Source organism: Streptomyces sp. NPDC015661, assembly GCF_043077765.1.
Lineage (GTDB): Bacteria > Actinomycetota > Actinomycetes > Streptomycetales > Streptomycetaceae > Streptomyces.
The window spans coordinates 148,731-171,206 of record NZ_JBIBST010000004.1 but is presented as its reverse complement, the minus strand read 5'-3'; the positions used below and the strand labels follow the sequence as shown (position 1 = coordinate 171,206).

Below are 22,476 nucleotides of genomic sequence, written 5' to 3'. Positions count from 1 at the left end.
CCGCCGTTCCAAGAGACCTGTGCCAGGACTAGCCATCGCTGACCCCCTGCGCCAGCAGCACCGCGTCCTCCGGCGCGAAGTGCAACGTCACCTCGGTCCCGAGGGCCGGCGTCTCCCTGAGCTCCCGTACGTCAGCCTTGACGCGATGTCCGCCGACTTCCACGTACAGCCGGTGCGTGGACCCGCGCCACTGGACCTCGCCGATCCGGCCCCGGAGGGGGTTCGGGCCCTCCCCGAGCCCGACGAGGTGGGGCCGTACGCAGAGGGTGGCGGCCGAACCGGGGGCCACGTCGGAGACCGGGACCTTCAGGTCGGCCCCCGCGAAGGCGACCCCGTCGACGCCCACCGTCACCGGCAGCAGGTTCGCGTTGCCGACGAACGACGCCGTGAACTCCGTACGGGGACGCCGGTAGAGCTCCTGCGGCGTGCCGCAGTCCTGGAGCCGCGCCTTGTCCATGACGGCGATCCGGTCGGCCAGGGTCAGCGCCTCGACCTGGTCGTGGGTGACGTACAGGATCGACACGTCCGGGAGTTCGCGGTGGAGCCGGGCCAGTTCGGCCAGCATCCCGGAGCGCAGCTGGGCGTCGAGGGCGGAGAGCGGCTCGTCGAGGAGGAGCACGTTCGGGCGGATGGCGAGGGCGCGGGCGATGGCGACGCGCTGCTGCTGCCCGCCGGAGAGCTCCCGGGGGTAGCGCTGGGCGTAGGCCGCCATGCCGGTCATCTCCAGGGCCTCGGCGACCCGCCCCGGGATCTCGCCCTTCGGCACCTTCTGGGCCTTGAGGCCGAAGGCGACGTTGGCGTCCACCCTGAGGTGGGGGAAGAGGGCGTACTGCTGGACGACCATGCCGATGCCCCGCTTGTACGGCGGGAGCGCGGTGACGTCGCGGTCGCCGATGAGCACCCGCCCGGAGGCCGGCCGGACGAAGCCGGCGACGGCCCGCAGGGCGGTCGTCTTGCCGGAGCCTGAGGGCCCGAGGAGGGCCATGACCTCGCCGGGCTCGACGGTCAGGTCGAGGTGGTCGAGGACGGTGTTGCTGCCGTACGTGACGGTGACGCCGTCGAATCGGATGCCGCTGGTCATGCCTCGTACGCCCTGATCAGGGACGGGAGTTCCGCGACCGAGGCGAGGACGTGCGTGGCGCCGTGCTCCTTGAGCGCGGCCTCGTCGTGCGCGCCCGTGAGGACGCCCGCGACGATCCCGGCGCCGGAGCGGACGCCGCTGAGCATGTCGTACGAGGTGTCGCCCGCGACGGCGACCTGGCGGACGTCGTCCACGGCGCCGGTGCGGAGGAGGGCGGCGAGGACCATGTCCGGGTAGGGGCGGCCGCGGCCGCCCGCGTCGGCCGGGCAGAGGGTCAGCTCGACGAGGTCGCGCCAGCCGAGGGCGTCGAGGATGGCGTCCTGGGTGACGCGGGCGAAGCCGGTGGTGAGGACGACGGTCCGGCCCTGGTCCTTCAGCTGGGCGATCGCCTCGGCCGCGCCGGGGACGGGGGCGATCAGGCCGTCGGCGACCAGCTCTCCGTACGCCGCCTCGAAGGCGAGGTTGGCCTGCTGTGCGCGGGTCTCGTCGCCGCCGAAGAGGTGGCGGAAGACGGAGATCTTGGACTCGCCCATGGTGGCGCGGACGTAGTCGATCATCGTGGCGGGGTCTTCGCCGAGGCGTTCGGCGGCGGCCGTGAAGGCCTGCTCGACGAGGCCGCCGTCGGCGACGGTGGTGCCGGCCATGTCGAGGACGACGAGGTTCATGTCGGTCATGTGGTTCACCAGCCCAGTTCGTTCGCGGTCGTCTCGGCGATGGCGGGCGAGCAGGTCATCCCGCGGCCGCCGGGTCCGGTCACCAGCCACACGCCGTCGCGGACCCGCTGGCGGTGCACGACCCGGCTGGTGTCGACGCACTGCGCGTACACCCCGGCCCAGCGGCGCCGGATCTTCGGCAGCGGGCGGCCGAGGAAGGACTCGACGACGCGGGTGAGGTGCTCGTAGGGGTCTTCGAGGGTGTCGAAGGCGAAGGGGTGCTCGTACTCGTGGGTGTCGCCGATGGTCAGTCCGCCGTCGAGCCGCTGCACCATGAGCAGCTGCATCTTGTGGGCGGCGGCGGTCGGGTCCTGCGCCTGGTTCTCGTTGAGGGCGTCGAGGGCGGGGGACGCGTACGCCGGGTAGTAGCGGAAGGAGTCGGCGTCGGCGACGGAGGTGGTGAGCGGCTCGCCGAGGGGCGCGGTCTGCATCATCTGGAGGCGGACGCGGCGGACCGGTATCTCGCCGGCGACCTCGCGGACGAGGCCGGAGAGCCAGGCGCCGGTGCACAGGACGACGGCGTCGCCGGTGTGGGTCTCGCCGCGGTCGTCCCGGACCGAGTTCTCGCCGACGACGTCCCGGACCTCGCGGTTCGGCAGGAAGGTGTACTTCCCGGTGGCGAGGAGGGCCTCGCGGAGGGCGAGCTGGGCGAGGCGCGGTTCGACGGCCGCGTCCCGCTCGCACCACAGCGCGGCCTCGAACTCGCCGCGCAGGGCCGGGTTGACCGCGCGGGCCTCGGCGGCCGTGAGCAGCTTGTAGCCGCGGGCGGCGGCGTCGGGGCGGGCCACGGCGGCCTCGGCGACGGCGAGTTCGCGCTCGTTCCGTACGGGGGTGAGGGAGCCGATGGCCCGGAAGCCGAGGCCGGGGACGCGGGCGCCGATGCCCTCCCAGAGTTCGCGGGCGCGCAGGGCGGTGTCGAGCTCCTCCCCGCCCGCCCGTCCGCTCACCCAGATCTGGCCGAAGTTGCGGAGGGACGCCCCGCGCGCCTCGGCCTCGCGCTCGATGTGTACGACCTCGTGGCCGCGCTCTATTGCCTGCCAGGCGTGCATGGTTCCCACCACGCCGGCTCCTACGACGATCACCTTCATGACGACGACGGTCGCGGCGGTGGGTGGACCGGACGGATCCGGCGGACGACGGGACGGTGAACGGACCGACAAGCTTGGACCAGACCCGTTACCATTCCGTGATCTGACGGGTCCCGGTCCGGCCCTTCGGACGGTCAGCCCTGCTGCCCCAGATGGGTGGTGAAGCTGAACCTGTCCCCCCGGTAGAGCGTGCGGACCCGCTCCAGGGGCCGCCCGGAGGTGTCCCGGGAGACGCGGTGGAGCAGCAGCATCGGCAGCGCCGGCGGCGTACCGATGAGCAGGGCCTCGCGCGGGGTCGCGAGGACGGTCTCGATCCGCTCGTCGGCGTCGCCGAACGAGATGCCGAGCCGGTCGTGGAGATAGGCGTAGAAGGAGGAGTCCGGGTCGAACTCGGTGTCCAGGTGCGGGGCGCGGGCCTCGGAGACGTACGTGCTCTCCAGACCGACCCGCTCGTCGTCCGCGAGCAGCACGCGCTCCATGTGCCAGACGGGCTCGCCGCGTTCGGCACCGACCTCGGGGGCGAGCGCCTCCGGGCAGGGGAACCGGTCGAGCGAGATCAGGCTGCGGCCGGGGCGGCGACCCTGGCGGCGCACGCCCTCCGTGTAGCTGGCGAGCGAGAGCGGCTGCTCCAGCTTGGGGCCCGCGACGACCGTGCCGCGACCCTGGCGGCGCAGCCGCCCCTCCAGGAGGAGTTCGCGCAGCGCCTGCCGGACGGTCTCGCGGGACACCTCGTACCGGACGGCGAGATCGCGCTCGGTGGGCAGCAGCCCGCCCTCCCCCAACTCGTCGACCATCAGGGCGATCTTCGCCTTGACGGCGTAGTACTTGGGGACGCGGCCGTGCTCGGGGATGCCGGAGCGGACGGGGGCGCCGGGGCTGCTCTGGTAGTTCATCCGGGGATGGTCGCAGACGGGGATGAACGGGAAGGTGTACGGAGCATGACTCAGCGGTGCCGGCGGCGGCGGGCGGCCCCGAGGAGCAGGGCGCCGAGCAGGACGAGACCGGCGGCGAGCGGAGCGAGGACCCGTTCGTACAGCTCGGACTCCCCTCCTGTGCTGGCGAGTTCGGGGGCCTGGTCGGAGGCTGGGCCGGCGCCCTGCTCGGTGTCTTCTTCGGTGCCTTCCTCGGTTTCTTGTTCCGTTTCTTGTTCCGTTTCTTGTTCGGCGTCTTGTGCGGCGTCTTGTTCGGTGTCGGCGGGGGCCTCGGCTCTCCCGGTGGTGGGTGCGGTCGGGGCCGGCGGGCGGGGCGGGGCCGGGGGATCGGCCGGGACGGTCGTGTCGCGTGTACGGGGCGCGGCGGGGCCCACCGTCAGGCGGTAGTCGCCGGACTCGCCGACCCAGTCGCCGTCCTCCCCCTGCCGCTGCACGACGGCCGCGTTGACGACGACTTCGTCAGGTGCCGTCTCCGCCTCGAACCTCAGGCGTACGGGGACGGTGAGCGTCCGGCCCGCGGGCACCGCGAAACCGCCGAAGCCCGTGAACGCGCCCACGTTCTCGGCCTCGTCGGTCGACTCGAAGGCCACCGGGTGCCAGCGCGCCGACCCGGCGTCGTAGAACTCGAACCGGATCTGCTCCGGGCGCAGGACCCGGTCCCGGTCGGTGAGGACGAGCACCGGGTGGACCTCCGAGCAGGGGGCGTCGGTGGTGTTGGTGAGGTCGAGCTTCCAGTCCTGGAACGGGCCGCCCGCCGGATAGTCGGCCGGCCCGCCGTGGATCCGGGTGTCCAGCGGGAAGCCGCCTCCGGCGGGGGTGCCGCACGAGGGGACGGACGGATCGGGGGCGGGGGCGGCGGGGGCCGGGGCGGCGATGGTCACCGTGGCAGCCGCCGCTGCGGCGGCCACGGTCGCGGTGCGGACGCCGCGGAGGCGCAGGGGTGCGGGGGCCATGGGACGGGCCTTTGCTGCTCGCGGGCACGGGGACGGCGGCGACGCTGCCATGCGGGAGGGGGTAGGTGGGGCAGCAACGCCGGGGGGACGCCCGTTGGGGCCGCCGAATCCGCCCTATCGGCCTACTTTCCGATGATCGGATCGTCTTCGGCCGCTTGCCGCGGGATGGGGCGCCGACTCACTTCCCGAAGACCGGGGCGAGGTCGGCTCGCGTCCCGAAGACCGGAGCGACGTCCACTCATGCCCCGAAGACCGGTGTGAGGTCGGCTCACTTCCCGAAGACCGGAGCCAGGGTCAGCCACGCCGCGCCCTCCGCCACCGCGTCCGGCCCCGTTGCGAGGCCCACCGGGGCCGTCAGGCCGAGGCCGCCCAGCACCTCCCGTACCCCCTCCGCGAAGACCTCCGGCGCGGCGAGCACCACCCGGCCGCCCAGGAGGACCTGGTCGATGTCGAGGAGCCGGACGAGGTTGGCCGCGCCCGTGCCCAGGATCCGCGCGGCCTCGGCGAGTTCGCCGCGCGCGACGGCCGCGAGGCACAGCACCTCCAGGCAGCCGCGCCCGCCGCAGCCGCACGGCGGTCCGTCGAGCTGGACGGTCTGGTGGCCGAGCTCGCCCGCCCCGGTCCTGTCCCCGCGCAGGGGCGCGCCGCCGAGGACGAGGCCGGCGCCGAGCCCCGTACCGAGGTGGACGTAGGCGAAGGAGCCGGGGGCGCCGGGGCGCAGGGCGAGCCCGAGGGCGGCGGCGTTGGTGTCCTTGTCGAGGACGACCGGCAGCCCGAGGCGTGCGGCCAGCTCGTCCCGTACGGGATGACCGGCCCATTCGGGAAAGCCGGTGACGCGGCCCGGCACCCCGGCCCGGTGGTCGAGGGGGCCGGGCATGGCGACCCCGACGCCGAGGAGGGTCCCGGGGGCCGGGACCGCTCCGGGCGTCGGAGCCGCTTCCCGTGCGCTCCCGCCCGGCGGGAACCCGTCGAGGAGCTCACGTACCTCCTCCGTCACCACGTCCAGGACCGGCCCCGCCCCCGCGCCCAGGTCCACGGGGCGGCGGCGCGCCGCCAGGGTGGTGCCCGCGAGGTCGGTCAGGAGGGCCGTGAGCTCGTCGCGGTCGAGGTGGATCCCGACGGCGTACGCGGCGGAGGGCACCAGGCGCAGGACCGTTCGGGGCTTGCCGCCGGTCGAGGCGCGGTGGCCGGCCTCCGCGGCGAGGCCCTCGGCGCGGAGCCGCGCGGTGATCTTGCTGACGGCCTGCGGGGTGAGCCCGGTCCGCTCGGCCAGCTCCAGGCGGCTGATTCCGCTCTCGCCCGCCGTGCGCAGCAGATCGAGCACGAGCGCCGCGTTGTGGCTGCGCAGGGCCGGCACGTTCACTCCCACCAGGTCTTTCCTCACTCCCCCATTGTGGCGGTCGCTTGCACTTTGGCAACAGCGTTGCTTAAGTGGAATCCATGACTGGCAGCACCGATCCCCGCACCCCGCTCCGCGTCGGACTCGTCGGCTACGGCCTCGCGGGCTCCGTCTTCCACGCCCCGCTGATCGCCGCCTCCGAGGACCTCGACCTCGCCGCCGTCACCACCGGCAACCCCGAGCGGGCCGCCGAGGCCCGCGCCGCCCACCCCGGCGTCCGGGTCGCCGCCCGCCCCGAGGAGCTGTGGGAGCAGGGCGCGGAGGAGCTGGACCTGATCGTCGTCGCCTCCCCCAACAAGACGCACGTCGCCGTGGCCACGGCCGCCCTGGAGGCCGGTCTCCCGGTCGTCGTCGACAAGCCGCTCGCCGGGACCGCCGCCGAGGCCCGCGCGCTCGCCGCCCTCGCCGAAGAGCGCGGCCTGCTGCTCTCGGTCTTCCAGAACCGCCGCTGGGACAGCGACTTCCGCACCCTGCGCCGGCTCCTGGCCGAGGGCACGCTCGGCGAGGTCCAGCGTTTCGAGTCCCGCTTCGAGCGGTGGCGGCCGCAGCTCAAGGGCGGCTGGCGCGAGTCCGGCGCGCCCGAGGAGATCGGCGGGCTCCTGTACGACCTGGGCAGCCACGTCGTCGACCAGGCCCTCGTGCTCTTCGGCCCGGTGGTCTCCGTGTACGCCGAGTCGGACGTGCGCCGGCCGGGCGCCGAGGCCGACGACGACACGTTCCTGGCGCTCACGCACGCGAACGGGGTCCGCTCCCACCTGTACGTGAGCGCCACGACCGCCCAGCTGGGGCCCCGTTTCCGGGTGCTCGGGCAGCGCGCGGGCTTCGTGAAGTACGGGCTCGACCCCCAGGAGGCCGACCTCCGCGCGGGCCTGCGGCCCGGGCCCGGAGCCGTCTGGGGCGCCGAGCCCGAGGGGCTCTGGGGCCGGATCGGATCCGGGGAATCGCCGCTGACGGGCGGCGGCATCCCGGTGGAGTCGCTGCCGGGCGCCTACCCGGCGTACTACGCGGCCGTCGCCGCCGCGGTGCGCGGCACCGGACCGAACCCGGTCACCGCGCACGAGGCGGCCGCCGCCCTCGACGTCCTGGAGGCGGCTCGGGCCTCCGCCCGCGAGGGCCGCACGGTCTCCCTGTGACAACGGCTCGGCTCACACCCCTCCGACGACGGCTGACGGACACCAACGCGCCACCACCGAGGGCGAGGCCGACGCGAAAAGGGTACGAAATTGGCGACGCTCCACGCGGAACGCCGCCCCTTTCGTACCCATGCGGTCAGGCGCGGATCACCGACACCGACCTGCGCCGTCAGGCGCCTTTGAGCTCCTGCCGCTGTCGGCCGAGGCCCTCGACCTCCAGCTCGACCACGTCGCCGGGGCGCAGGTACGGCTTGGGCTCCGGCTGCCCCATGGCGACGCCCGCGGGCGTACCGGTGTTGATGATGTCGCCGGGGTAGAGGGTCATGAACCGGCTGACGTACCGGACGACCTCCGCGACGGGGAAGATCTGGTCCGAGGTGTGGCCGTCCTGCTTGAGCTCGCCGTTGACCCACAGCTTCAGGCCGAGGTCCTGCGGGTCCGGCACCTCGTCGGCGGTGACGAGCCAGGGGCCGAGCGGGTTGAAGGTCTCGGCGTTCTTGCCCTTGTCCCAGGTGCCGCCGCGCTCGATCTGCCACTCGCGCTCGGAGACGTCGTGGGCGACCGCGTACCCGGCGACGTGCGCGAGGGCCTGCTCGTCGGTCTCCAGGTAGCGGGCGGTGCGGCCGATGACGATCGCGAGCTCCACCTCCCAGTCGGTCTTCACCGAGCCGCGGGGTACGAGCACGGTGTCGTCCGGGCCGACGACGGTGTCGGCGGCCTTGAGGAAGACGACGGGCTCGGCGGGGGTGGCCTGACCGGTCTCGGCGGCGTGCCCGTGGTAGTTCAGCCCGATGCACACGACCTTGCCGATCCGGGCGACCGGCGGGCCGACGCGCAGTCCGGTGGCGTCGAGCGCGGGCAGCACCCCGGCGGCCGCCGCGCCGCGGACGCGGTCGAGGGCGGAGGCGTCGGCGAGCAGACTGCCGTCGATGTCGTCGACGAGGGCGGACAGGTCGCGGAGCGTTCCGTCCTGGTCGAGCAGGGCGGGACGCTCGGCTCCCGCCGGACCGACACGCAGCAGCTTCATGGTCTTCTCCCTGTGGTCGAGGTGGGCCCGGGAAGGGCCCCGAGGGTGCCCCGGCCGATGGAGTGCGGCCATCGGAGGATTGGTCGATCCTCCAAGAGAAGAGGTCACTCTGCAAGACCCCGTTCACACACTGGACCCTTACGCGGGAGTAACCACGGCCGCCTGAGGCATGTCCCGGTAGAGGAAGGCCCGCTCGACGGCGGTCCACGTGGTGCTGGTCACGATGTAGAGCGCGGCGGCCAGCGGGACGACGGCGACGGAGATCAGGGTCGCGAAGGAGAGCAGCGGCAGGTAGCGGGCCATCCCGGCGGCGAGCGCGGCGCCCGGCCCGCCGGGCTCGACGGCCGGGGCGAGGGCCTGCTGGCGCTTCGCCCGCAGGTAGTTGTACGTGGCGACGGCGGCGACGATCGCGAAGAGCACGAGGTAGACCAGGCCGGCCGGGCCGAGGACGCCGCCGTGGGCGAGGGCGTCGGCGTAGTGGTCGCCGAGCGGGGCGGCGAAGAGGGTGTGCCCGGTCATCCGCCCGCTGGAGAAGAGGTGGAACATCAGGAAGAACGCGGGCGCCTGGAGCAGGCTCGGCAGGCAGCCGGCGAGTGGAGAGACCTTCTCCTCGGCGTGCAGCTCCATGATCGCCTTCTGGAGCTTCTCGGGGTTCTTGGCGTGCTTCTTGCGGAGCGCGGCGAGCTGCGGGGCGAGCCGGGTGCGGGCCTTCTGGCCGCGGGCGGCGGCCCGGGAGAGCGGGTGGATCGCGAGCCGTACGAGCAGGGTGAAGAGGACGATCGCGGCGGCGGTGGCGGTGGTGGCGAACAGCGGCTGGAGCAGGTCGGCGAGCTGCTCGACCAGGGAAGCGAAGACGTTCAAGGGAGCCCTCCGTGGGGTCTCGTCGTGCCGGGGATGCGGGAATTCGGCATGACGGATCCGCGAGAGGTGCTGCTCGCTGTACGGGTGCGGTGGTACGGGCTCCCTACGCGGCCGTCGGGAGGAGACGGCCGGGAGCGCGGGGTCTGCGGCGCCCTGCGGCGTCGGGGTCGCGCTGGGGCAGGAAGGCGGTGCGCCGCTCGCGGTCGCGTATGGCGGTGCGGACGGCGGTGGGCTGCACGGCGGGGGCCGTACGGGCTCCGAAGAGGGCGCAGACGACGCCGGTCGCGGCGAGGGCGACGGCGGCGGAGATGCTCGCGCCGTCGGAGAGGAGCAGATCGGCGAGGGCGAGCAGGAAGAACAGGGGCGCGACGAGGCGCAGGACCAGGGCCCTGATCGTCATCCCGTCACCTCCTCTCGCTGCTGTCTCAGGGTGAGGACGCACGGGGAGGCACGGAAGTTCCCGTGACGTGCGTCATCCGCGGTCCCGTGACGTGGGTCATCCTCGGTTCCCGTGACGTGTGTCATCCGCGGTCCCGTGACGTGGGTCATCCGCGGTCGTCCGCGGCCGTCCACTCAGGAACTCGCGTGCTCCAGGGGGACGAGGAGGCGGCGGGGCCGGAGGAGGGCGCGGCTGACGGGGTCGGCGGGGTCCGGGTCGAGCCCGGCGCCGGGCCGCATCTCGACGTCGGCGAGCGGCACGGGGACGCGGCAGGAGGGGCAGTCGCCGTACGGGCCGAGTTCGGTGCCGCAGTCGGCGTGGTGGAAGTGGCGCAGCGGTACGGCTCCGGGGGCCTCGCCACGGCCCCAGGCGCCGAGCGCGCGCAGGACGGGCCAGAGTTCGAGGCCGCGTTCGGTGAGCACGTACTCGTCGCGCGGGGGCGACTCCTGGTAGCGGCGCCGGTCGAGGACGCCGGCCTCGACGAGGGCCTGGAGGCGGGCGGCGAGGACGGCGCGGGGGATGCCGAGGTGGACGAGGAAGTCGTTGTAGCGGCGGACGCCGTAGAAGACGTCGCGGACGACGAGCAGGGTCCAGCGTTCGCCGACGGCCTCCAGGGCGCGGGCGATGGAGCACTGCTGCTGGGCGTAGTCCTTACCGAGAGCCATGGGATCCATCGTACCGACGCAAGGTTCATTGAACGAACCAACCCTGCTACGGTGAGTTCATTCACCGAACCGACAGGTGGAGGTCCCTGCCATGTCCCAGCTCGCCACCACGCCCCGGCGCGGGTCCCCCACCCGCTCCGGCCGCCCCCGGGCGACGCTCGCCGTCACGGCCGCCGCCACCGCGGTCGCGCTGATGAACTACACGGCCCCGATGCTGACCCTCCCGGACATGGCCGCCGCCTTCGGGACCCCGGCCTCGGCACAGGCCTGGCTGCTCAACGGCACCCCGCTCGGCCTCGCCGTCCTCCTTCTGGTGGCCGGCAGCCTCGCCGACACGCACGGACGGCGCCGGGTCTTCCTCCTCGGCACCCTCACCCTCGGCCTCACCACCGCGCTCGGCGCCCTCGCCGGCTCGACGCTCACCTTCACCGCGGCCCGGATCGCGCAGGGCGCGGCGAGCGCCGCCGTCCTGGCGGGCAGCCTGGGCCTGCTCGCCCACGCGTACCCGGCGGGCCGTGACCGGATCAGGGCCACCGGGATCTGGGGCGCCTCCGTCAGCGGCGGCATCGCCCTCGGCCCCCTCCTCGCGGGCGCGCTGAGCCTGGCCGACTGGCGCCTGGCGTACGGGGCGCTGGGCGCGGCGGCACTGGCGATCGCGGCGGCGGGGGCGCGGACGCTGCCGAAGGAGGCGACGGCCCCGTCGGGCAGGGGGCGCCCGGACATCCCCGGCGCGCTCGCCCTCGGCCTGGCCCTGGCGGCGCTGCTCACGGCCCTGACCCTGGGCCGGGACGGCTGGCTGCGGGCCCCGGTGGGCCTCCTGCTCCTCGCATCGGCCGCGCTGACGGCCCTGTTCGTGGCGGTCGAGCACCGGAGCCGTACGCCCATGGTGGACCTGGCGCTGCTGCGGAGGCCGGCGTTCCTGGCGTCGACGCTCGGGGCGCTGTTCACGGGCCTGGCGGTGATCGGCCTGTTCAGCGTGGTGCCGGCACTGCTCCAGGGCGGGGCCGGAATGTCACCGCTCACGACGGCCTGGCTCTTCCTCCTCTGGTCGGGCACGGCGTTCGTGGCGGCGCTCCAGGCCCGCCGCCTCGCGGGCCGGCTCTCGGCCGCGCACCAACTGGCTCTGGGCTTCGCCCTGTCAGCGGCGGGAATCCTCGCCCTCCTCGGCACCCTGGAAGGCCCCTGGCCACGACTGGTTCCCGGCCTCCTGGCGGCAGGCGTGGGCAGCGGCCTCCTGAACGCGGCGCTGCCCCGGCTCGCGGTGGACTCGGTGCCGCCGGAGCGGGCGGCGATGGGCTCGGGCGCCAACAACACCGCCCGCTACATCGGCTCGTCGGCGGGCGTGGCCCTGACGCTGGCCCTGGTGACGACGGGCCCGGACACGGCACTCCTGGTGTCGGCCGGCCTGGCGGTCACGGGAGGGGTGCTGACGCTCGTACTGGGGAGAGGGCGCGGGTGAAATCCCGAGCTACGCGTGCGCGTGGGACGCTCACGGAACGGGCCGGCGGATCGCCTCCTGGAGGCACTCACGGAGACGCCCATGGAGAGGCTCACGGAACGGGCTGGGCGAACGTGACCCCGTAACGCCGCTCGAACTCGCGGATGCGGGAGGGCAGCGTCCGCCGCAGAGCGGCGATCTCATCGCGGTGAGACTCCTGGAAGACCGTTCGGCGACTGATGCGCAGCAGCTCCCGCACGACCTCCACGGGAGCCATGCACACGGAGTACGCCGCCCCGAGCCCCCGGTCGGCGCGGGCGGCCTCGGCCGGGTCCTCGATGCCCTGGACCGTGCGGTCGACCAGGGCGAAGAAGCCCTCCTGGCCGTCGACGTGGATGCCGTACCGGTCGAGACAGCCAGGGAGCCCCCGGAGGGCCTCGCGGGACCGCGGGTCGTCACGGACGGCGGAGACCTCGGGCCACCACTGCGACTGGAGCGGTCCGTAGAGGTCCTTGAACTCCTTGACGACGGCGCGGGCGTCCTGCCCACAGCGCCGCTGGACCCCCGGGTCCTTCCGGCCGGCCGGAATTGATGATTCCGATTGCGGCACCGGGACGTTCAGGGTGAGGCCGTGACGCCCGATGAATTCCAGGTCGGGAAGGTCGGACCAGCCGATGTACGCCGGCGGGGGAACGTCCGGGAAGCTCACCCCCTGCCGCTGGACGCACTCGCGGAGCCGCGCATGACCGAGCGTCTGCGCGAAGCCGTCGAGCCCCCGGGTCAGCCGGGTGTCGGCACCGGTCGCGGGCAGGATCATGGCCGTGATGTCCTGCGGCACTCCCTTCCGGACACCGGGAGGCCGCGCGTCGCCCGACGGCAGGGAGAGGGGCGGCGCGGAGGAACCGGGCACGGAAGCCCCGCACGCCGTGAGAACGGTCGACACGACGACAGCGCCGAGGACCGCGGCGAGGACCCGCGTCTTCAGCACCACAACACCCCACACCTTCACGCTTGCTCCAGGGACGGTGGGGCCGCCCCGAAAGCGGCCCCACGGCAGGTCGGACGACCGACGGATCAGTGGGTGATCTGCACGTTGTCGCCACCGTCCAGGTAGCTGGCGACGGTGAACTGCGTACCGGCGGAGAGGTCGGTGACCAGCGTCATCGTCGAGTCGTTGATGCTGTGGTAGCCGTCCCACGCCTGGACGTAGCCCTTGGAACCGGTGACCCAGGTCCCGTTGGACTTCTTGTAGCGGCCGCCGTAGTAGTCGAACGTGCGGCTGTTGGTGTTGTACGAGTAGGTCAGGTTGAGGTCGAGGCAGCCGCTCGAGGCCTTGGTGGCGATGGTGCCCTGCTGCTCCCACCCGCCGGTGGTGATGCTGCTGACGACGCAGCCCTGGGCCGAGGCCGAGGCGGCCGGCGCGAGCGCGACGGAGGTGGCGGCGAGACCGGCCAGAGCGAGGGCGCCCGAGGTCAGCGTGATCGTACGAATACGGCGCATGTCGTCACTCCTTGTGATGCAACGAATGGATTCGAATGCGCCCGCCGGTGATCAGGACACCGCCGGGCCGGCTCGAATCCTTGCCCGAGGAAGCGAGGATCCGCGTGTCCCGCCCCACGCCCCGGGACACCCGGGACGCCCGGGACAGGTGGAACGGGCGGCCCCTAGCCCCGTGTCGAGACGAGCTTGGCCCAGACGACGAGCCGGTAGGTGCTGCTGAACTCGGGGGTGCAGGTGGTGAGGGTGAGATAGGCGCCGGGGGCGTCGTACCCGTAGGAGGGCTTGACGAGGGACCGGGGAACGGCGCGGATGACCCCGACATCGCGGGGAGAGGTGGAAGGAACCACCAGGTCAACGCGATAGACATAGGTACGCGCACGCGTACGCACGGAAATCTCGTCCCCCTTCCCGAGCCGGTTGATGTACCGGAAGGGCTCGCCGTGCGTGTTCCGGTGCCCGGCGAGCGCGAAGTTCCCGACACGCCCGGGCCCGGCGGTGCCGGGATAGTGCCCGGCGTACCCCTTGTCGAGGACGGACCGCTTGGAGACCCCTTCGGCGACGGGGACGGTGAGCCCGAGCCGGGGGATACGGAGGACGGCGAAGGCGTCGGAGGACCCGGGGGAACCGGTACGGGTCGGCCCCGCGGCGCTCGACGGCACCGAGGACGCCGAAGCCCCAAGGGCCGGGGACTCCCTTACCCCCTCGACGGAACCGCCGGACGGCGCATCACCGGGAACACCGCTCTCGTCCGGAACGGGGGGAGAGATGTCCCACTCCCGCTCAAGAACCCGCACCTGGTCCCGGGCCTCGGCGCGGGCCTCCCGATTCGTCCACCAGAGCTGATGGACGACAAGAAGCAGGATGAGAACCCCGCAGGTGACGACGGTCTCGGCGCTCAGCCACAGCGCGCGTGCGCCCGTACGGGATCGTCCTCCCGTCTGGACGACGACCGGCACCCGCTCCCGCACCCTGGCCCGCACGCGGGGCACGATAAGCGCTGAGGCGCCAACTCTCCAGGCCCGTACAGCAGTACGGTGGAGGACATGCGCCCCGACACGCCTGCCGCCCACACGACCGAAGCCGAGCGTCTGCTGCGCACGGCCGCGCAGTACCCGGGAGACCGGGAGCCCCTCCACCTCCAGGCCGCGGCCCACCGGGAACTGGCGGGAGACCGCCCGGGCGCGACGGCCCTGTACGACGAGCTCCTCTCCGGGGAGCCGGCGAACCCGCACCTGATCAGGGCGCTGAAGGCGGCGAACCTGTGGGAGTACGGCCACGAGGCCGAGGCGCGGGCGATCATCGACGGCATCCGGCGGACGAAGCCCTCGGACGCCGCGCCCTGGCAGATCGCGGCGGAGACCCTGGAGGCGCACGACGAGCTGGAGGCGGCGGAGTCGACCCTGACGGAGGCGGCAACGCTCCTGACAGCGGGTGCGGACCTCCCCCACCCCACCCAGTCCCTCCTCATCACCCGCCACCGAATCCGCCGCATGCTGGCACGGGAGCACGACGCCTGGGACGTACGGGCGGACCACCTGCACACCGGCACGGTCGGCCTGGACGAACTTCACGACCCGAAGCGCCTGTGGTCCCTCGGCTCCTCGGACCCGGCGGAACTCCAGGCGGAGATCACCCGCCTCCGCTCGGAACTGGGCACGTACCGCACGGCCCTGTCCCGCCCGTTCCCGGTCGCGGTCCTCCACTGGCCGGAACCGGAACTGGACGAACTCCTGGCGGCCTATCCGGAACTGGAGGCCGAGTACCCCACGTACCGCGCCCACCTGACGGACATCGAAGCGTCCCTCCGCGAACTCTCCCAGGCCGGCACCCCGAACCTGGGCATCGTCCGAGCCACGGTCCCCTCGTACGAAGCCTTCGCGGCCTCAGAATCCACCTCCCCAGCAAACGCGGACCTCCTCCCCCAGTACGCCACGACCCTGGCGGCAAGGGCCCGCGCGACTGCGTGGCCGCCGGCACGGGGAGCGGAGTGCTGGTGCGGCTCGGGACGGACTTATGGGGAGTGCCACGGGGCGGAGTGAGGCATCCTGCCGTCCGGCAGAATGCAGGTGTGTCCGAAGCCGTTCCGTCCTCCCCCGCCGTCTCGGCCCGCATGAGCCGGCAGGGCTCCCGCGACACCGCTCAGGAGCTGGCGGTACGCCGCCTCCTGCACGCCTCGGGCCTGCGGTACCGCGTCAACGTCCCGGTCCCGGGCATGCCCCGCCGCACGATCGACATCGTCTTCGGCCCGGCCAAGATCGCCGTCTTTCTCGACGGCTGCTTCTGGCACGGCTGCCCCCAGCACGCCACGCAGCCGAAGGCCAACGCGGAGTGGTGGCGGGCCAAGCTCGACAAGAACATGGCCAGGGACCGCGAGACGACCGAGCACCTGGAAGCCCAGGGGTGGACCGTGCTCCGCTTCTGGGAGCACGAGGACGAACGCGAGATCGCGCGTGTCGTCATCGATGCGAAGGCCGAGGGCGCCGAGCGGGATCGAGGCTGAGGCCGACCGCCGCGGGCCCCGGGGCCGCAGGAGCTCTCCGCGAAGATCCGAGAGCTTTGACGGACAGTCGGACCGGTGGTCTACCGTCACTGTTCGACCCGTCCTCACATCGACAACCCGAGGCAACCCCATGACTCAGGCCTGGCAGTTCGACGTTCCAGTCGCCGGGAGCAAGGTGCTCCCTCCCGACTCGCGATACATGGAAGCGCTGAGCAGTCAGGGATACGGGTTCGAGGTGGCTGTCGCCGACCTCGTCGACAATTCGATCGACGCCGGCGCCAAGGACGTCGTCATTCATTTTCTCCGCGACGGCGACCAGTTGGTGAGCCTTCTCGTGGTGGACGACGGTCGCGGCATGACCGAGGAGGAGCTGGATGTCGCCATGACCGTCGGCGGTCGGCGCGACTACGCACCCGACGCACTAGGGATGTTCGGTACCGGTCTCAAGTCGGCCTCCCTCAGCCACGCAACGGCCGTCACGGTCGTCAGCACCACCAAGCGCACCCGGGCGGTGGGCCGTCGCTGGCTCATGGAACGGGCGGTCTCCGGATTCCAGTGCGACATCGTCACCCCCGACTACGCCCAGACCCTGATCGACCGCTACGACGACGGCCGGCCCATCACATGGCAGGGCACCGTCGTCCGGTGGGACGGGGTCAAGGACTTCCCGAAGCACGGGGGCGGCGGGCAGACGGACCGCTACCTCCAGCGCACCATCAACAAACTGGGACTCCATCTGGGCCTCCACCTGCACCGCTTCCTGGCGCGCGAGGACTTCAACATCACCATCGCGGTCGAGGACGTCCGTACAGGGTCGGTGTACATGAACTTCGGCGTGGAGCCGTTGGATCCCTTCGGCTACCCGGTGTCGGGCGCACCCGGCTATCCGCAGTTGTTCACCACCGCTCTGCCGGGAGTCGGCAACGTCGGTCTCACGGCCCACGTCTGGACTCCGAAGTCCAATCTCGACGAGTACAAGGCGATCGGCTCGGTCCTCGACCGCCAGGGCTTCTTCTTCTACCGCCACGACCGCCTCGTGCAGGCCGGCGGCTGGAACAATTTCCGGCAGCCCGAACAGCACCTCTCCCTGGCCCGGGTGGCCGTCGATCTCCCGGACGGCGCGGGCGACGTGTTCCGCCTCACCGTCAAGAAGTCCGGCGTCGAGACGTCACCGGAGTTCAGCGCGGCACTGGAGACGGCGACCGAGGGCGTGGCCGAGGGAGACACCGTTCCCACGTTCCTCGACTACCTGGCGGCCGCGGACACGGCGTACAGGGAGGCTCGAAAGCGTGCCGGAACGACGCGCAGGGCAGTGATCGCCCCCGGTGAGGGATTCGCGCCCGCACTCCGCGAAACGATCGTCGAGGAGTCGCCGACGCTTCCCCACGAGACCCCCATCTCCGTCGAATGGCGCCGCCTCGGAAACGAGCTGCTCTTCGACATCGATCGGGAACACCGGACCATCGTTCTCAACGACCACTACCGCGACGCGATCCTCGGAGGGAAGGCGCGCGACGTCCACGACGCCCCGCTGGTGAAGGCCATGCTCTACCTCCTGCTCCACCAGACCTTCGAGAAGGAGTACAGCGGGAGTCGCGAAAAGGACAACCTGCAGTTGTGGCAGTCGATCCTGGTCTCGGCGGTACGGTCGGAAATCCGCGGGAGCGAACAGTGACGACGCCCGACGCCCAGGTGCGGTGGACCGCGGTGGAGCACTACCTCGGAGCCCGGCAGGCGACCACCTACAGGCTGTCCCCACCCGGATCCCACCCCGAGGTCACCTACGTCGTGGGGGACGGCGGCCAGGGCATCGCCCTGCACGTCGAGCTCACGGGGCGACACCGCCCGCCCACCTCGCCCCTGCCGTCCGTCATCATCGACACCATCGCCGTACACGGCATGCGCATGGCTCGCATCAGGACCACGCAGGAACCGCTCCTCCGCGACTTCCACGACCTCCTGAATGCGATCGCCGACCGCATCATCACCCACGACCGGTCCCTGGAGCAGGCATTCTCGGAGACGGTGCGTGCGTGGAGCGCCCTCCTGGGTCGCTCCCGGGACATCGGCGCCGCGAAACGCATCGGCCTCATGGGAGAGCTGGCCGTCCTCGGTTCGGTGGCCGCGGCTCACGGCTGGTCGACAGCGGTGGACTCGTGGATCGGCCCCGAGGGAGAGGAGCACGACTTCGGACTTCCCGAGGTCGACGTCGAGGTGAAGACCACCGCCTCCGAACGCCGACGACACGTCGTTCACGGTCTCGGCCAGCTCAGTCCGGCGCCCAACAGGGACCTCTGGCTGGTCTCCATACAGCTCACGCGCGGGGGCGGTCATGGCAGGACCCTGTCCGACTGTGCGCGTGCCGTTCGCCGCAACGTCTCCGAGCATGCACCGTCTCTGGTGGATCGCCTCGATCACAAACTCTCCGCCTCGGGGTGGCGACCGGACATGCCCGACGACGAGCGGTGGCACCTGCGTTCCGCGGTCGTACCCCTTCGTGTGGACGGCACAGTGCCACGCCTGGACGAGTCGGCCGTTCCTCCGGAAATGCGCGACCGCATAGGCGACATCACCTACACCGTCGACGTGACGGGTCTACCCCCCTCCGGGGGGGCGCCGTCCGCCCTCACCGACATTTCACTCCCCTGACGTCCGAGGAATTACCGATGACCCCGCACGAATCGCTCAGGCTCACCCTGCACACCTCCGCACTGGCCGGCATGGACACCCGTCCGAAGAACCTTCTGCGTGCCCTCGCCTACCAGGCCGAGGACGAGGGACCGCACGCGGAGAGCCTGGCCGAGGAGACGGACTTCCGGGCCGTACTGAGCACCGCCCACGCCACCCATCAACTCGTGGAGCTGTGGCGCAAGCGCCTCACACAGTGGGACTACGCCGAGAACCCGTCGTGGGCGACCGCTCCGGCACGCACCGAAGAACGCAGGGCGGAGGTTCTGAATCTTCTCGCCCTGTCCGAGGACACTCGGAAGCTGCTCAACTCGCTCATTCCCGTGCCCAAGGAAGCGGGCCCCGTCGTCATCAGCGACGAGTTCACCCCGTGGTACACCCCGCAGTCCCAGCAGGGACGCAGCTGGTACTGGCCCGCCTACCGGCGTCTCCTCTCCGAGAAGGGGTGGTCCGAGACCGCAGTCGCGGGGCTGGACACCGCCACCGACCGGGTCGTCGAGCGGCTGGCCGATCCCGCGTCCCCGACCGCCTACCAGGCCAAGGGACTGGTCGTCGGGCACGTGCAGTCCGGGAAGACCGCCAACTTCACCGGAGTCATCGCGAAGGCGATGGATGCGGGCTACCGCCTGGTCATCGTCCTGGGGGGCACGCTGAATCTGCTGCGCGCCCAAACCCAGCGACGCCTCGACATGGAACTCGTGGGACGCGAGAACATCCTCCGGGGCGCGGCCGAATACGAGTCCGACTATGCCGACGACCCCGCATGGTCGAAGGGAAAGTTCCTCGCACACGGCGGGCTTCCCTCGGCCCTGGGCGGGTTCGACATCGTCCGTATGACGACGAGGAACGACGACTACAAGAGTCTCCTGCAGGGGATCGTGGCACTGGAGTTCGAGAAGCAGGAGCCCGCACTCGACCTCTTCGACCCCCGCAATCTGCATCGTTCGTCCGCTCGACTGATGGTGGTCAAGAAGAACAAGACCGTCCTCGCGAAGCTGGTGAAGGATCTCAACAAGATCAAGACTCCGCTGAACCAGATTCCCGTCCTGATCATCGACGACGAGTCCGACGAAGCCTCGGTGAACACTGCAGGCCCCGACAGGCCCAACGCCGAGCGCACCGCGATCAACGACAAGATTTCGGAACTCCTCGGCATCCTTCCGCGCGCCCAGTACGTCGGTTACACGGCGACCCCGTTCGCCAATGTGTTCATCGATCCGAGCGACGCCAAGGACATCTTCCCCAAGGACTTCATCGTCTCCCTGCCGCGCCCGTCCGGCTACATGGGAGTGCGAGACTTCCACGATCTCGACTCACCGATCCCGCCCGCGGAACGCACCTTCGCCAACTCGAACGAGAAGGCGCACGTACGGGACATCCTGCTGACCTCGGAGGACGACACGGCCGCTCTCCAGCAGGCCCTGGACATGTTCGTCCTCACCGCCGCCATGAAGCTGTACCGGGAGGAGAACGGTCTCGGAGAGCGGCACTTCCAGCACCACACGATGCTCATTCACGAATCGGTGCGAACGGCCGACCACCGCGAGCTCCACGGAAAGGTGAGCCAGCTGTGGTGGAACTCCGGTTTCACGGGTCCCCGCGGACACGAACGTCTGCGCGCACTTTTCGACAGCGATGTGGCCCCCGTCTCCCGCGTACGCGCAGAGGGTTTTTCCGTTCCGTCCACGTACGACGAACTTTCCCCGTACGTGGGCACGGCCGCCATTCGGATCGGCGGTGACGACCAGCCCATCATCGTCGTCAACGGCGACAGCGACCTGAAGACGGGCGGAGATGCCGACTTCGACAAGCGACCCATCTGGAAGATCCTGATCGGAGGCCAGAAACTCGCCCGCGGGTTCACCGTCGAGGGACTCACCGTCACCTATTACCGCCGGCGTGCGAACAACGCTTCCACTCTCATGCAGATGGGTCGATGGTTCGGATTCCGCAATGGCTATCGCGATCTCGTACGCCTCTATCTCGGACGCGACGAGGGGAAGCAGGGCGTGGACCTCCTGGAAGCCTTCGAGGCAATCTGCCGGGACGAGGAGACGTTCCGCGACCAACTGGACCTGTACTCCACCATGGTCGACGGGAAGCCCCAGGTCACCCCGGCCCAAGTGCCGCCGCTGGTGTCACAGCACCTGTCTTGGCTGAAGCCCGCCAGCGCCAACAAGATGTACAACACCCGTCTCGTCGAGATCCACTCGCCCGGCAAGTGGGAAGAGCCGACCGCGTATCCCTCAAGGCCCTCGGACCTCGGGCACAACAGCGACCTGTGGCTCCCCGTGCTCGACTCGCTGAGCCCGCATCCGCTCACCTTCGCGTACCGCGACGAGAGCACCGGAAGGGAACTCGCGTTCCCCGCGCTGGTGGGACGTCTCGATGCCGACGCGTTCCTCCGCCTGATCCGTTCGCTCCGCTGGGACGTCCCGGAGCGGTTCGGCCCGCACCTGACATATCTCGAGGAAATCACCGCCTCCTCGCCGGCCAAGGTGGACGACTGGCTGATCCTCGCCCCTCAGCATTCCGCGGGTACCCGGCACTTCTCCCCGACCGGTTCGAGTCGCCGCTTCTCCTGGTTCGGACGGCAGCGCAGGCGCGGCGACGCCTTCGGCGCCATCAGCGAGCCGAAGCATCGAGCCGCCCCGCTCCGCATCGCCGGGGCCCTCCCCTTCGGCGGGAACGCCACGACCGAGGAGCACGTCGGGGACCGCCGAGGAGTCGTCACGGTGTATCCGGTGGTTCAGCCCGAGGACCGTCCGGAGGTGGAGGCGACCGGGACGATCGCCCCGGGCCGACTGGTCATGGCCTTCACCTTCGTCGCGCCGGCGTCGGCCCGCAGCGCCGACGGCAAGGTGGTGAGGTTCGTGACGATCGACTCCGGAGGCGACTTCCAGGACGACCGGGCCCGCTGAGGCCGGCCCGATCGCATCGTCGTGATCGACAAGCACTCCTACGATGGACGACCTTGACGAAGGTGGGGGTGGGAGCGGTGCGGAGACACGACTTCACGGCGATCGAGCTGTGCGCGGGAGCCGGAGGTCAGGCACTCGGGCTGGAACGGGCCGGGTTCCGGATCGCCGCGGCCGTGGACATCGACGGGGACAGCTGCACCACCCTGCGGAACAACCGTCCCGACTGGTGCGTGATCCAGGGTGATCTCAACGAGATCGAGCCCGTGGATCACGACCAGTTGGATCGGGCGGACGTCCTCAGCTGCGGGCTTCCCAGGTCCCCCTACAGCATCGCGGGCAAGCAGCTGGCCGTACGGGACAAGCGGGACACGCTGCGGGCGACGCTCGACATGGCGTCCTACGTTCGCCCGCGGGTCCTGGTCCTCGAGAGCATTCCCACGTTCCACGACGCCTCGAAGTTCGAGGTCGAGCGAGAGATGGTCCGGGAGACGATCTCCGATCTCGGTTACGAGTCGACGTGGGGTGTCCTCTCGGCCACCGATTTCGGCGTCCCCCAGCAACGCAACCACGGTTTCGTCGTCGCGATGGCACCCTCCGATCTCGCGCACTTCGCATGGCCCTCGCCCGGTGGCGTCCCCTGCCGCTCGCTCGGCGAGACCCTCCACGAGTCCATGGCCTCGAAGGGGTGGCCGGAAGCGGCGTCGTGGGCGGCTCACGCCACGGGGCCTGCGCCGCTGATCATGGGCGGCGCCACCGGACGGGGAGGCGCCGATCTCGGTGCCAGCCGGGCGAAGGCGATCTGGGCGCGCAGGCACGTCTACGGGGGAAGCCTCGGAAACGACGTGCCCGGTCCGGATTTCCGAATCGACCTCGCCGCCGAACCGAAACACGGCCTGGTCAAGATCACCGTGCCTCAGGTCGCCCTGCTCCAAGGATTCACCTCCGAATGGCAGCTCCACGGCCTCAAGACATCCGCGTACCGACAGATCAGCCAGGCGACTCCCCCGCCGGTGGCCGAGGCCCTGGGCAAGCGGATCCACGCGGCGCTGGCGCACGCCTCGGGGGACTCTCCGCAATGAGAGGGATGCAAGCGGTGACACTTCGACGGGATCTTGATCATCGACCTGAAGTACCACGG

At 71.4% G+C, this 22,476-nt stretch carries 21 protein-coding genes; 8 read left to right on the top strand and 13 right to left on the bottom strand.

All coding sequences use genetic code 11. The features are described from left to right. Positions 1-28: 28 nt before the first annotated feature. The 6 genes from ACF07V_RS12715 to ACF07V_RS12690 form a co-directional block, all read right to left on the bottom strand. Positions 29-1,081 (bottom strand): ABC transporter ATP-binding protein, encoded by a 1,053-nt coding sequence (locus ACF07V_RS12715; protein WP_392153644.1) that lies wholly within the window; start codon positions 1,079-1,081, stop codon positions 29-31. Then, positions 1,078-1,755, bottom strand: a complete 678-nt coding sequence (locus ACF07V_RS12710) for a phosphonatase-like hydrolase (RefSeq protein WP_392153643.1) — start codon at positions 1,753-1,755, stop codon at positions 1,078-1,080. Before ACF07V_RS12710 ends, ACF07V_RS12715 begins: the two co-directional genes overlap by 4 nt. 5 nt (positions 1,756-1,760) lie before the next feature. Then, positions 1,761-2,882, bottom strand: a complete 1,122-nt coding sequence (locus ACF07V_RS12705) for a TIGR03364 family FAD-dependent oxidoreductase (protein ID WP_392153641.1) — start codon at positions 2,880-2,882, stop codon at positions 1,761-1,763. A 134-nt stretch (positions 2,883-3,016) separates the two neighbouring features. Continuing rightward, positions 3,017-3,775 carry a GntR family transcriptional regulator gene (locus ACF07V_RS12700; protein WP_392153639.1) on the bottom strand — a complete coding sequence of 253 codons (759 nt, stop codon included), beginning with the start codon at positions 3,773-3,775 and terminating at the stop codon, positions 3,017-3,019. A gap of 50 nt (positions 3,776-3,825) precedes the next feature. Continuing rightward, on the bottom strand, positions 3,826-4,767 hold the full coding sequence (locus ACF07V_RS12695) for a hypothetical protein (RefSeq protein WP_392153638.1): 942 nt from the start codon (positions 4,765-4,767) through the stop codon (positions 3,826-3,828). A 268-nt stretch (positions 4,768-5,035) separates the two neighbouring features. After that, positions 5,036-6,151, bottom strand: a complete 1,116-nt coding sequence (locus ACF07V_RS12690) for an ROK family protein (RefSeq protein ID WP_392153636.1) — start codon at positions 6,149-6,151, stop codon at positions 5,036-5,038. Positions 6,152-6,207: 56 nt separating this feature from the next. Here ACF07V_RS12690 and ACF07V_RS12685 point away from each other — a divergent pair, with 56 nt between their 5' ends. After that, the gene (locus tag ACF07V_RS12685; RefSeq protein ID WP_392153635.1) at positions 6,208-7,299 is read left to right on the top strand and encodes a Gfo/Idh/MocA family oxidoreductase; all 1,092 of its coding nucleotides are present in this window, start codon (positions 6,208-6,210) and stop codon (positions 7,297-7,299) included. Between the two features lie 169 nt (positions 7,300-7,468). On the opposite strand, the gene ACF07V_RS12680 is transcribed toward ACF07V_RS12685, so the two are convergent. The 4 genes from ACF07V_RS12680 to ACF07V_RS12665 form a co-directional block, all read right to left on the bottom strand. Beyond that, complete coding sequence (locus ACF07V_RS12680) at positions 7,469-8,326, bottom strand: fumarylacetoacetate hydrolase family protein (RefSeq protein ID WP_392153633.1); 858 nt, start codon at positions 8,324-8,326, stop codon at positions 7,469-7,471. 138 nt (positions 8,327-8,464) lie between these two features. After that, positions 8,465-9,187: a YidC/Oxa1 family membrane protein insertase gene (locus ACF07V_RS12675; protein ID WP_392153631.1), complete on the bottom strand. Its 723-nt coding sequence runs from the start codon at positions 9,185-9,187 to the stop codon at positions 8,465-8,467. Between the two features lie 103 nt (positions 9,188-9,290). Beyond that, complete coding sequence (locus tag ACF07V_RS12670) at positions 9,291-9,587, bottom strand: DUF6412 domain-containing protein (RefSeq protein WP_392153630.1); 297 nt, start codon at positions 9,585-9,587, stop codon at positions 9,291-9,293. A gap of 173 nt (positions 9,588-9,760) precedes the next feature. Then, complete coding sequence (locus tag ACF07V_RS12665) at positions 9,761-10,291, bottom strand: winged helix-turn-helix transcriptional regulator (protein ID WP_392153629.1); 531 nt, start codon at positions 10,289-10,291, stop codon at positions 9,761-9,763. 91 nt (positions 10,292-10,382) lie between these two features. Between ACF07V_RS12665 and ACF07V_RS12660 the strand changes: the two genes are divergently transcribed. After that, entirely contained in the window at positions 10,383-11,750 is a 1,368-nt protein-coding gene (locus ACF07V_RS12660; protein ID WP_392153628.1) for an MFS transporter, read from the top strand. A gap of 91 nt (positions 11,751-11,841) precedes the next feature. Here ACF07V_RS12660 and ACF07V_RS12655 read toward each other — a convergent pair whose 3' ends face one another. The 3 genes from ACF07V_RS12655 to ACF07V_RS12645 form a co-directional block, all read right to left on the bottom strand. Continuing rightward, a complete protein-coding gene (locus tag ACF07V_RS12655) occupies positions 11,842-12,720 on the bottom strand; it encodes a hypothetical protein (protein WP_392153627.1) in 879 nt (292 codons plus the stop codon). 83 nt (positions 12,721-12,803) lie between these two features. Next, positions 12,804-13,229 carry a hypothetical protein gene (locus ACF07V_RS12650; RefSeq protein ID WP_392153626.1) on the bottom strand — a complete coding sequence of 142 codons (426 nt, stop codon included), beginning with the start codon at positions 13,227-13,229 and terminating at the stop codon, positions 12,804-12,806. Between the two features lie 164 nt (positions 13,230-13,393). After that, the gene (locus ACF07V_RS12645; RefSeq protein ID WP_392153624.1) at positions 13,394-14,209 is read right to left on the bottom strand and encodes a class E sortase; all 816 of its coding nucleotides are present in this window, start codon (positions 14,207-14,209) and stop codon (positions 13,394-13,396) included. 63 nt (positions 14,210-14,272) lie between these two features. On the opposite strand from ACF07V_RS12645, the gene ACF07V_RS12640 reads away from it, so the two are divergent. From ACF07V_RS12640 to ACF07V_RS12615, 6 genes are all read left to right on the top strand, one after another. Beyond that, positions 14,273-15,268: an SEC-C metal-binding domain-containing protein gene (locus ACF07V_RS12640; RefSeq protein ID WP_392153622.1), complete on the top strand. Its 996-nt coding sequence runs from the start codon at positions 14,273-14,275 to the stop codon at positions 15,266-15,268. A gap of 71 nt (positions 15,269-15,339) precedes the next feature. Continuing rightward, the gene (locus tag ACF07V_RS12635; protein ID WP_392154188.1) at positions 15,340-15,729 is read left to right on the top strand and encodes a very short patch repair endonuclease; all 390 of its coding nucleotides are present in this window, start codon (positions 15,340-15,342) and stop codon (positions 15,727-15,729) included. Between the two features lie 130 nt (positions 15,730-15,859). Next, positions 15,860-17,404 (top strand): ATP-binding protein, encoded by a 1,545-nt coding sequence (locus tag ACF07V_RS12630; RefSeq protein WP_392153620.1) that lies wholly within the window; start codon positions 15,860-15,862, stop codon positions 17,402-17,404. Continuing rightward, the gene (locus tag ACF07V_RS12625) at positions 17,347-18,378 is read left to right on the top strand and encodes a PD-(D/E)XK motif protein (RefSeq protein WP_392153618.1); all 1,032 of its coding nucleotides are present in this window, start codon (positions 17,347-17,349) and stop codon (positions 18,376-18,378) included. Before ACF07V_RS12630 ends, ACF07V_RS12625 begins: the two co-directional genes overlap by 58 nt. 17 nt (positions 18,379-18,395) lie before the next feature. Next, complete coding sequence (locus tag ACF07V_RS12620) at positions 18,396-21,338, top strand: Z1 domain-containing protein (protein WP_392153617.1); 2,943 nt, start codon at positions 18,396-18,398, stop codon at positions 21,336-21,338. 62 nt (positions 21,339-21,400) lie between these two features. Next, a complete protein-coding gene (locus ACF07V_RS12615; protein ID WP_392154187.1) occupies positions 21,401-22,417 on the top strand; it encodes a DNA cytosine methyltransferase in 1,017 nt (338 codons plus the stop codon). Positions 22,418-22,476 lie beyond the last annotated feature (59 nt).

Bases quoted from the DNA above. Each gene is read 5' to 3' on its own strand.
- ACF07V_RS12660 (WP_392153628.1), top strand. From the start codon at position 10,383: ATGTCCCAGCTCGCCACCACGCCCCGGCGCGGGTCCCCCACCCGCTCC.
- ACF07V_RS12635 (WP_392154188.1), top strand. From the start codon at position 15,340: ATGAGCCGGCAGGGCTCCCGCGACACCGCTCAGGAGCTGGCGGTACGC.
- ACF07V_RS12715 (WP_392153644.1), bottom strand. From the start codon at position 1,081: ATGACCAGCGGCATCCGATTCGACGGCGTCACCGTCACGTACGGCAGC.
- ACF07V_RS12700 (WP_392153639.1), bottom strand. From the start codon at position 3,775: ATGAACTACCAGAGCAGCCCCGGCGCCCCCGTCCGCTCCGGCATCCCC.
- ACF07V_RS12680 (WP_392153633.1), bottom strand. From the start codon at position 8,326: ATGAAGCTGCTGCGTGTCGGTCCGGCGGGAGCCGAGCGTCCCGCCCTG.
- ACF07V_RS12685 (WP_392153635.1), top strand. From the start codon at position 6,208: ATGACTGGCAGCACCGATCCCCGCACCCCGCTCCGCGTCGGACTCGTC.
- ACF07V_RS12695 (WP_392153638.1), bottom strand. From the start codon at position 4,767: ATGGCCCCCGCACCCCTGCGCCTCCGCGGCGTCCGCACCGCGACCGTG.
- ACF07V_RS12650 (WP_392153626.1), bottom strand. From the start codon at position 13,229: ATGCGCCGTATTCGTACGATCACGCTGACCTCGGGCGCCCTCGCTCTG.
- ACF07V_RS12665 (WP_392153629.1), bottom strand. From the start codon at position 10,291: ATGGCTCTCGGTAAGGACTACGCCCAGCAGCAGTGCTCCATCGCCCGC.
- ACF07V_RS12670 (WP_392153630.1), bottom strand. From the start codon at position 9,587: ATGACGATCAGGGCCCTGGTCCTGCGCCTCGTCGCGCCCCTGTTCTTC.
- ACF07V_RS12710 (WP_392153643.1), bottom strand. From the start codon at position 1,755: ATGACCGACATGAACCTCGTCGTCCTCGACATGGCCGGCACCACCGTC.
- ACF07V_RS12630 (WP_392153620.1), top strand. From the start codon at position 15,860: ATGACTCAGGCCTGGCAGTTCGACGTTCCAGTCGCCGGGAGCAAGGTG.
- ACF07V_RS12640 (WP_392153622.1), top strand. From the start codon at position 14,273: ATGCGCCCCGACACGCCTGCCGCCCACACGACCGAAGCCGAGCGTCTG.
- ACF07V_RS12620 (WP_392153617.1), top strand. From the start codon at position 18,396: ATGACCCCGCACGAATCGCTCAGGCTCACCCTGCACACCTCCGCACTG.
- ACF07V_RS12705 (WP_392153641.1), bottom strand. From the start codon at position 2,882: ATGAAGGTGATCGTCGTAGGAGCCGGCGTGGTGGGAACCATGCACGCC.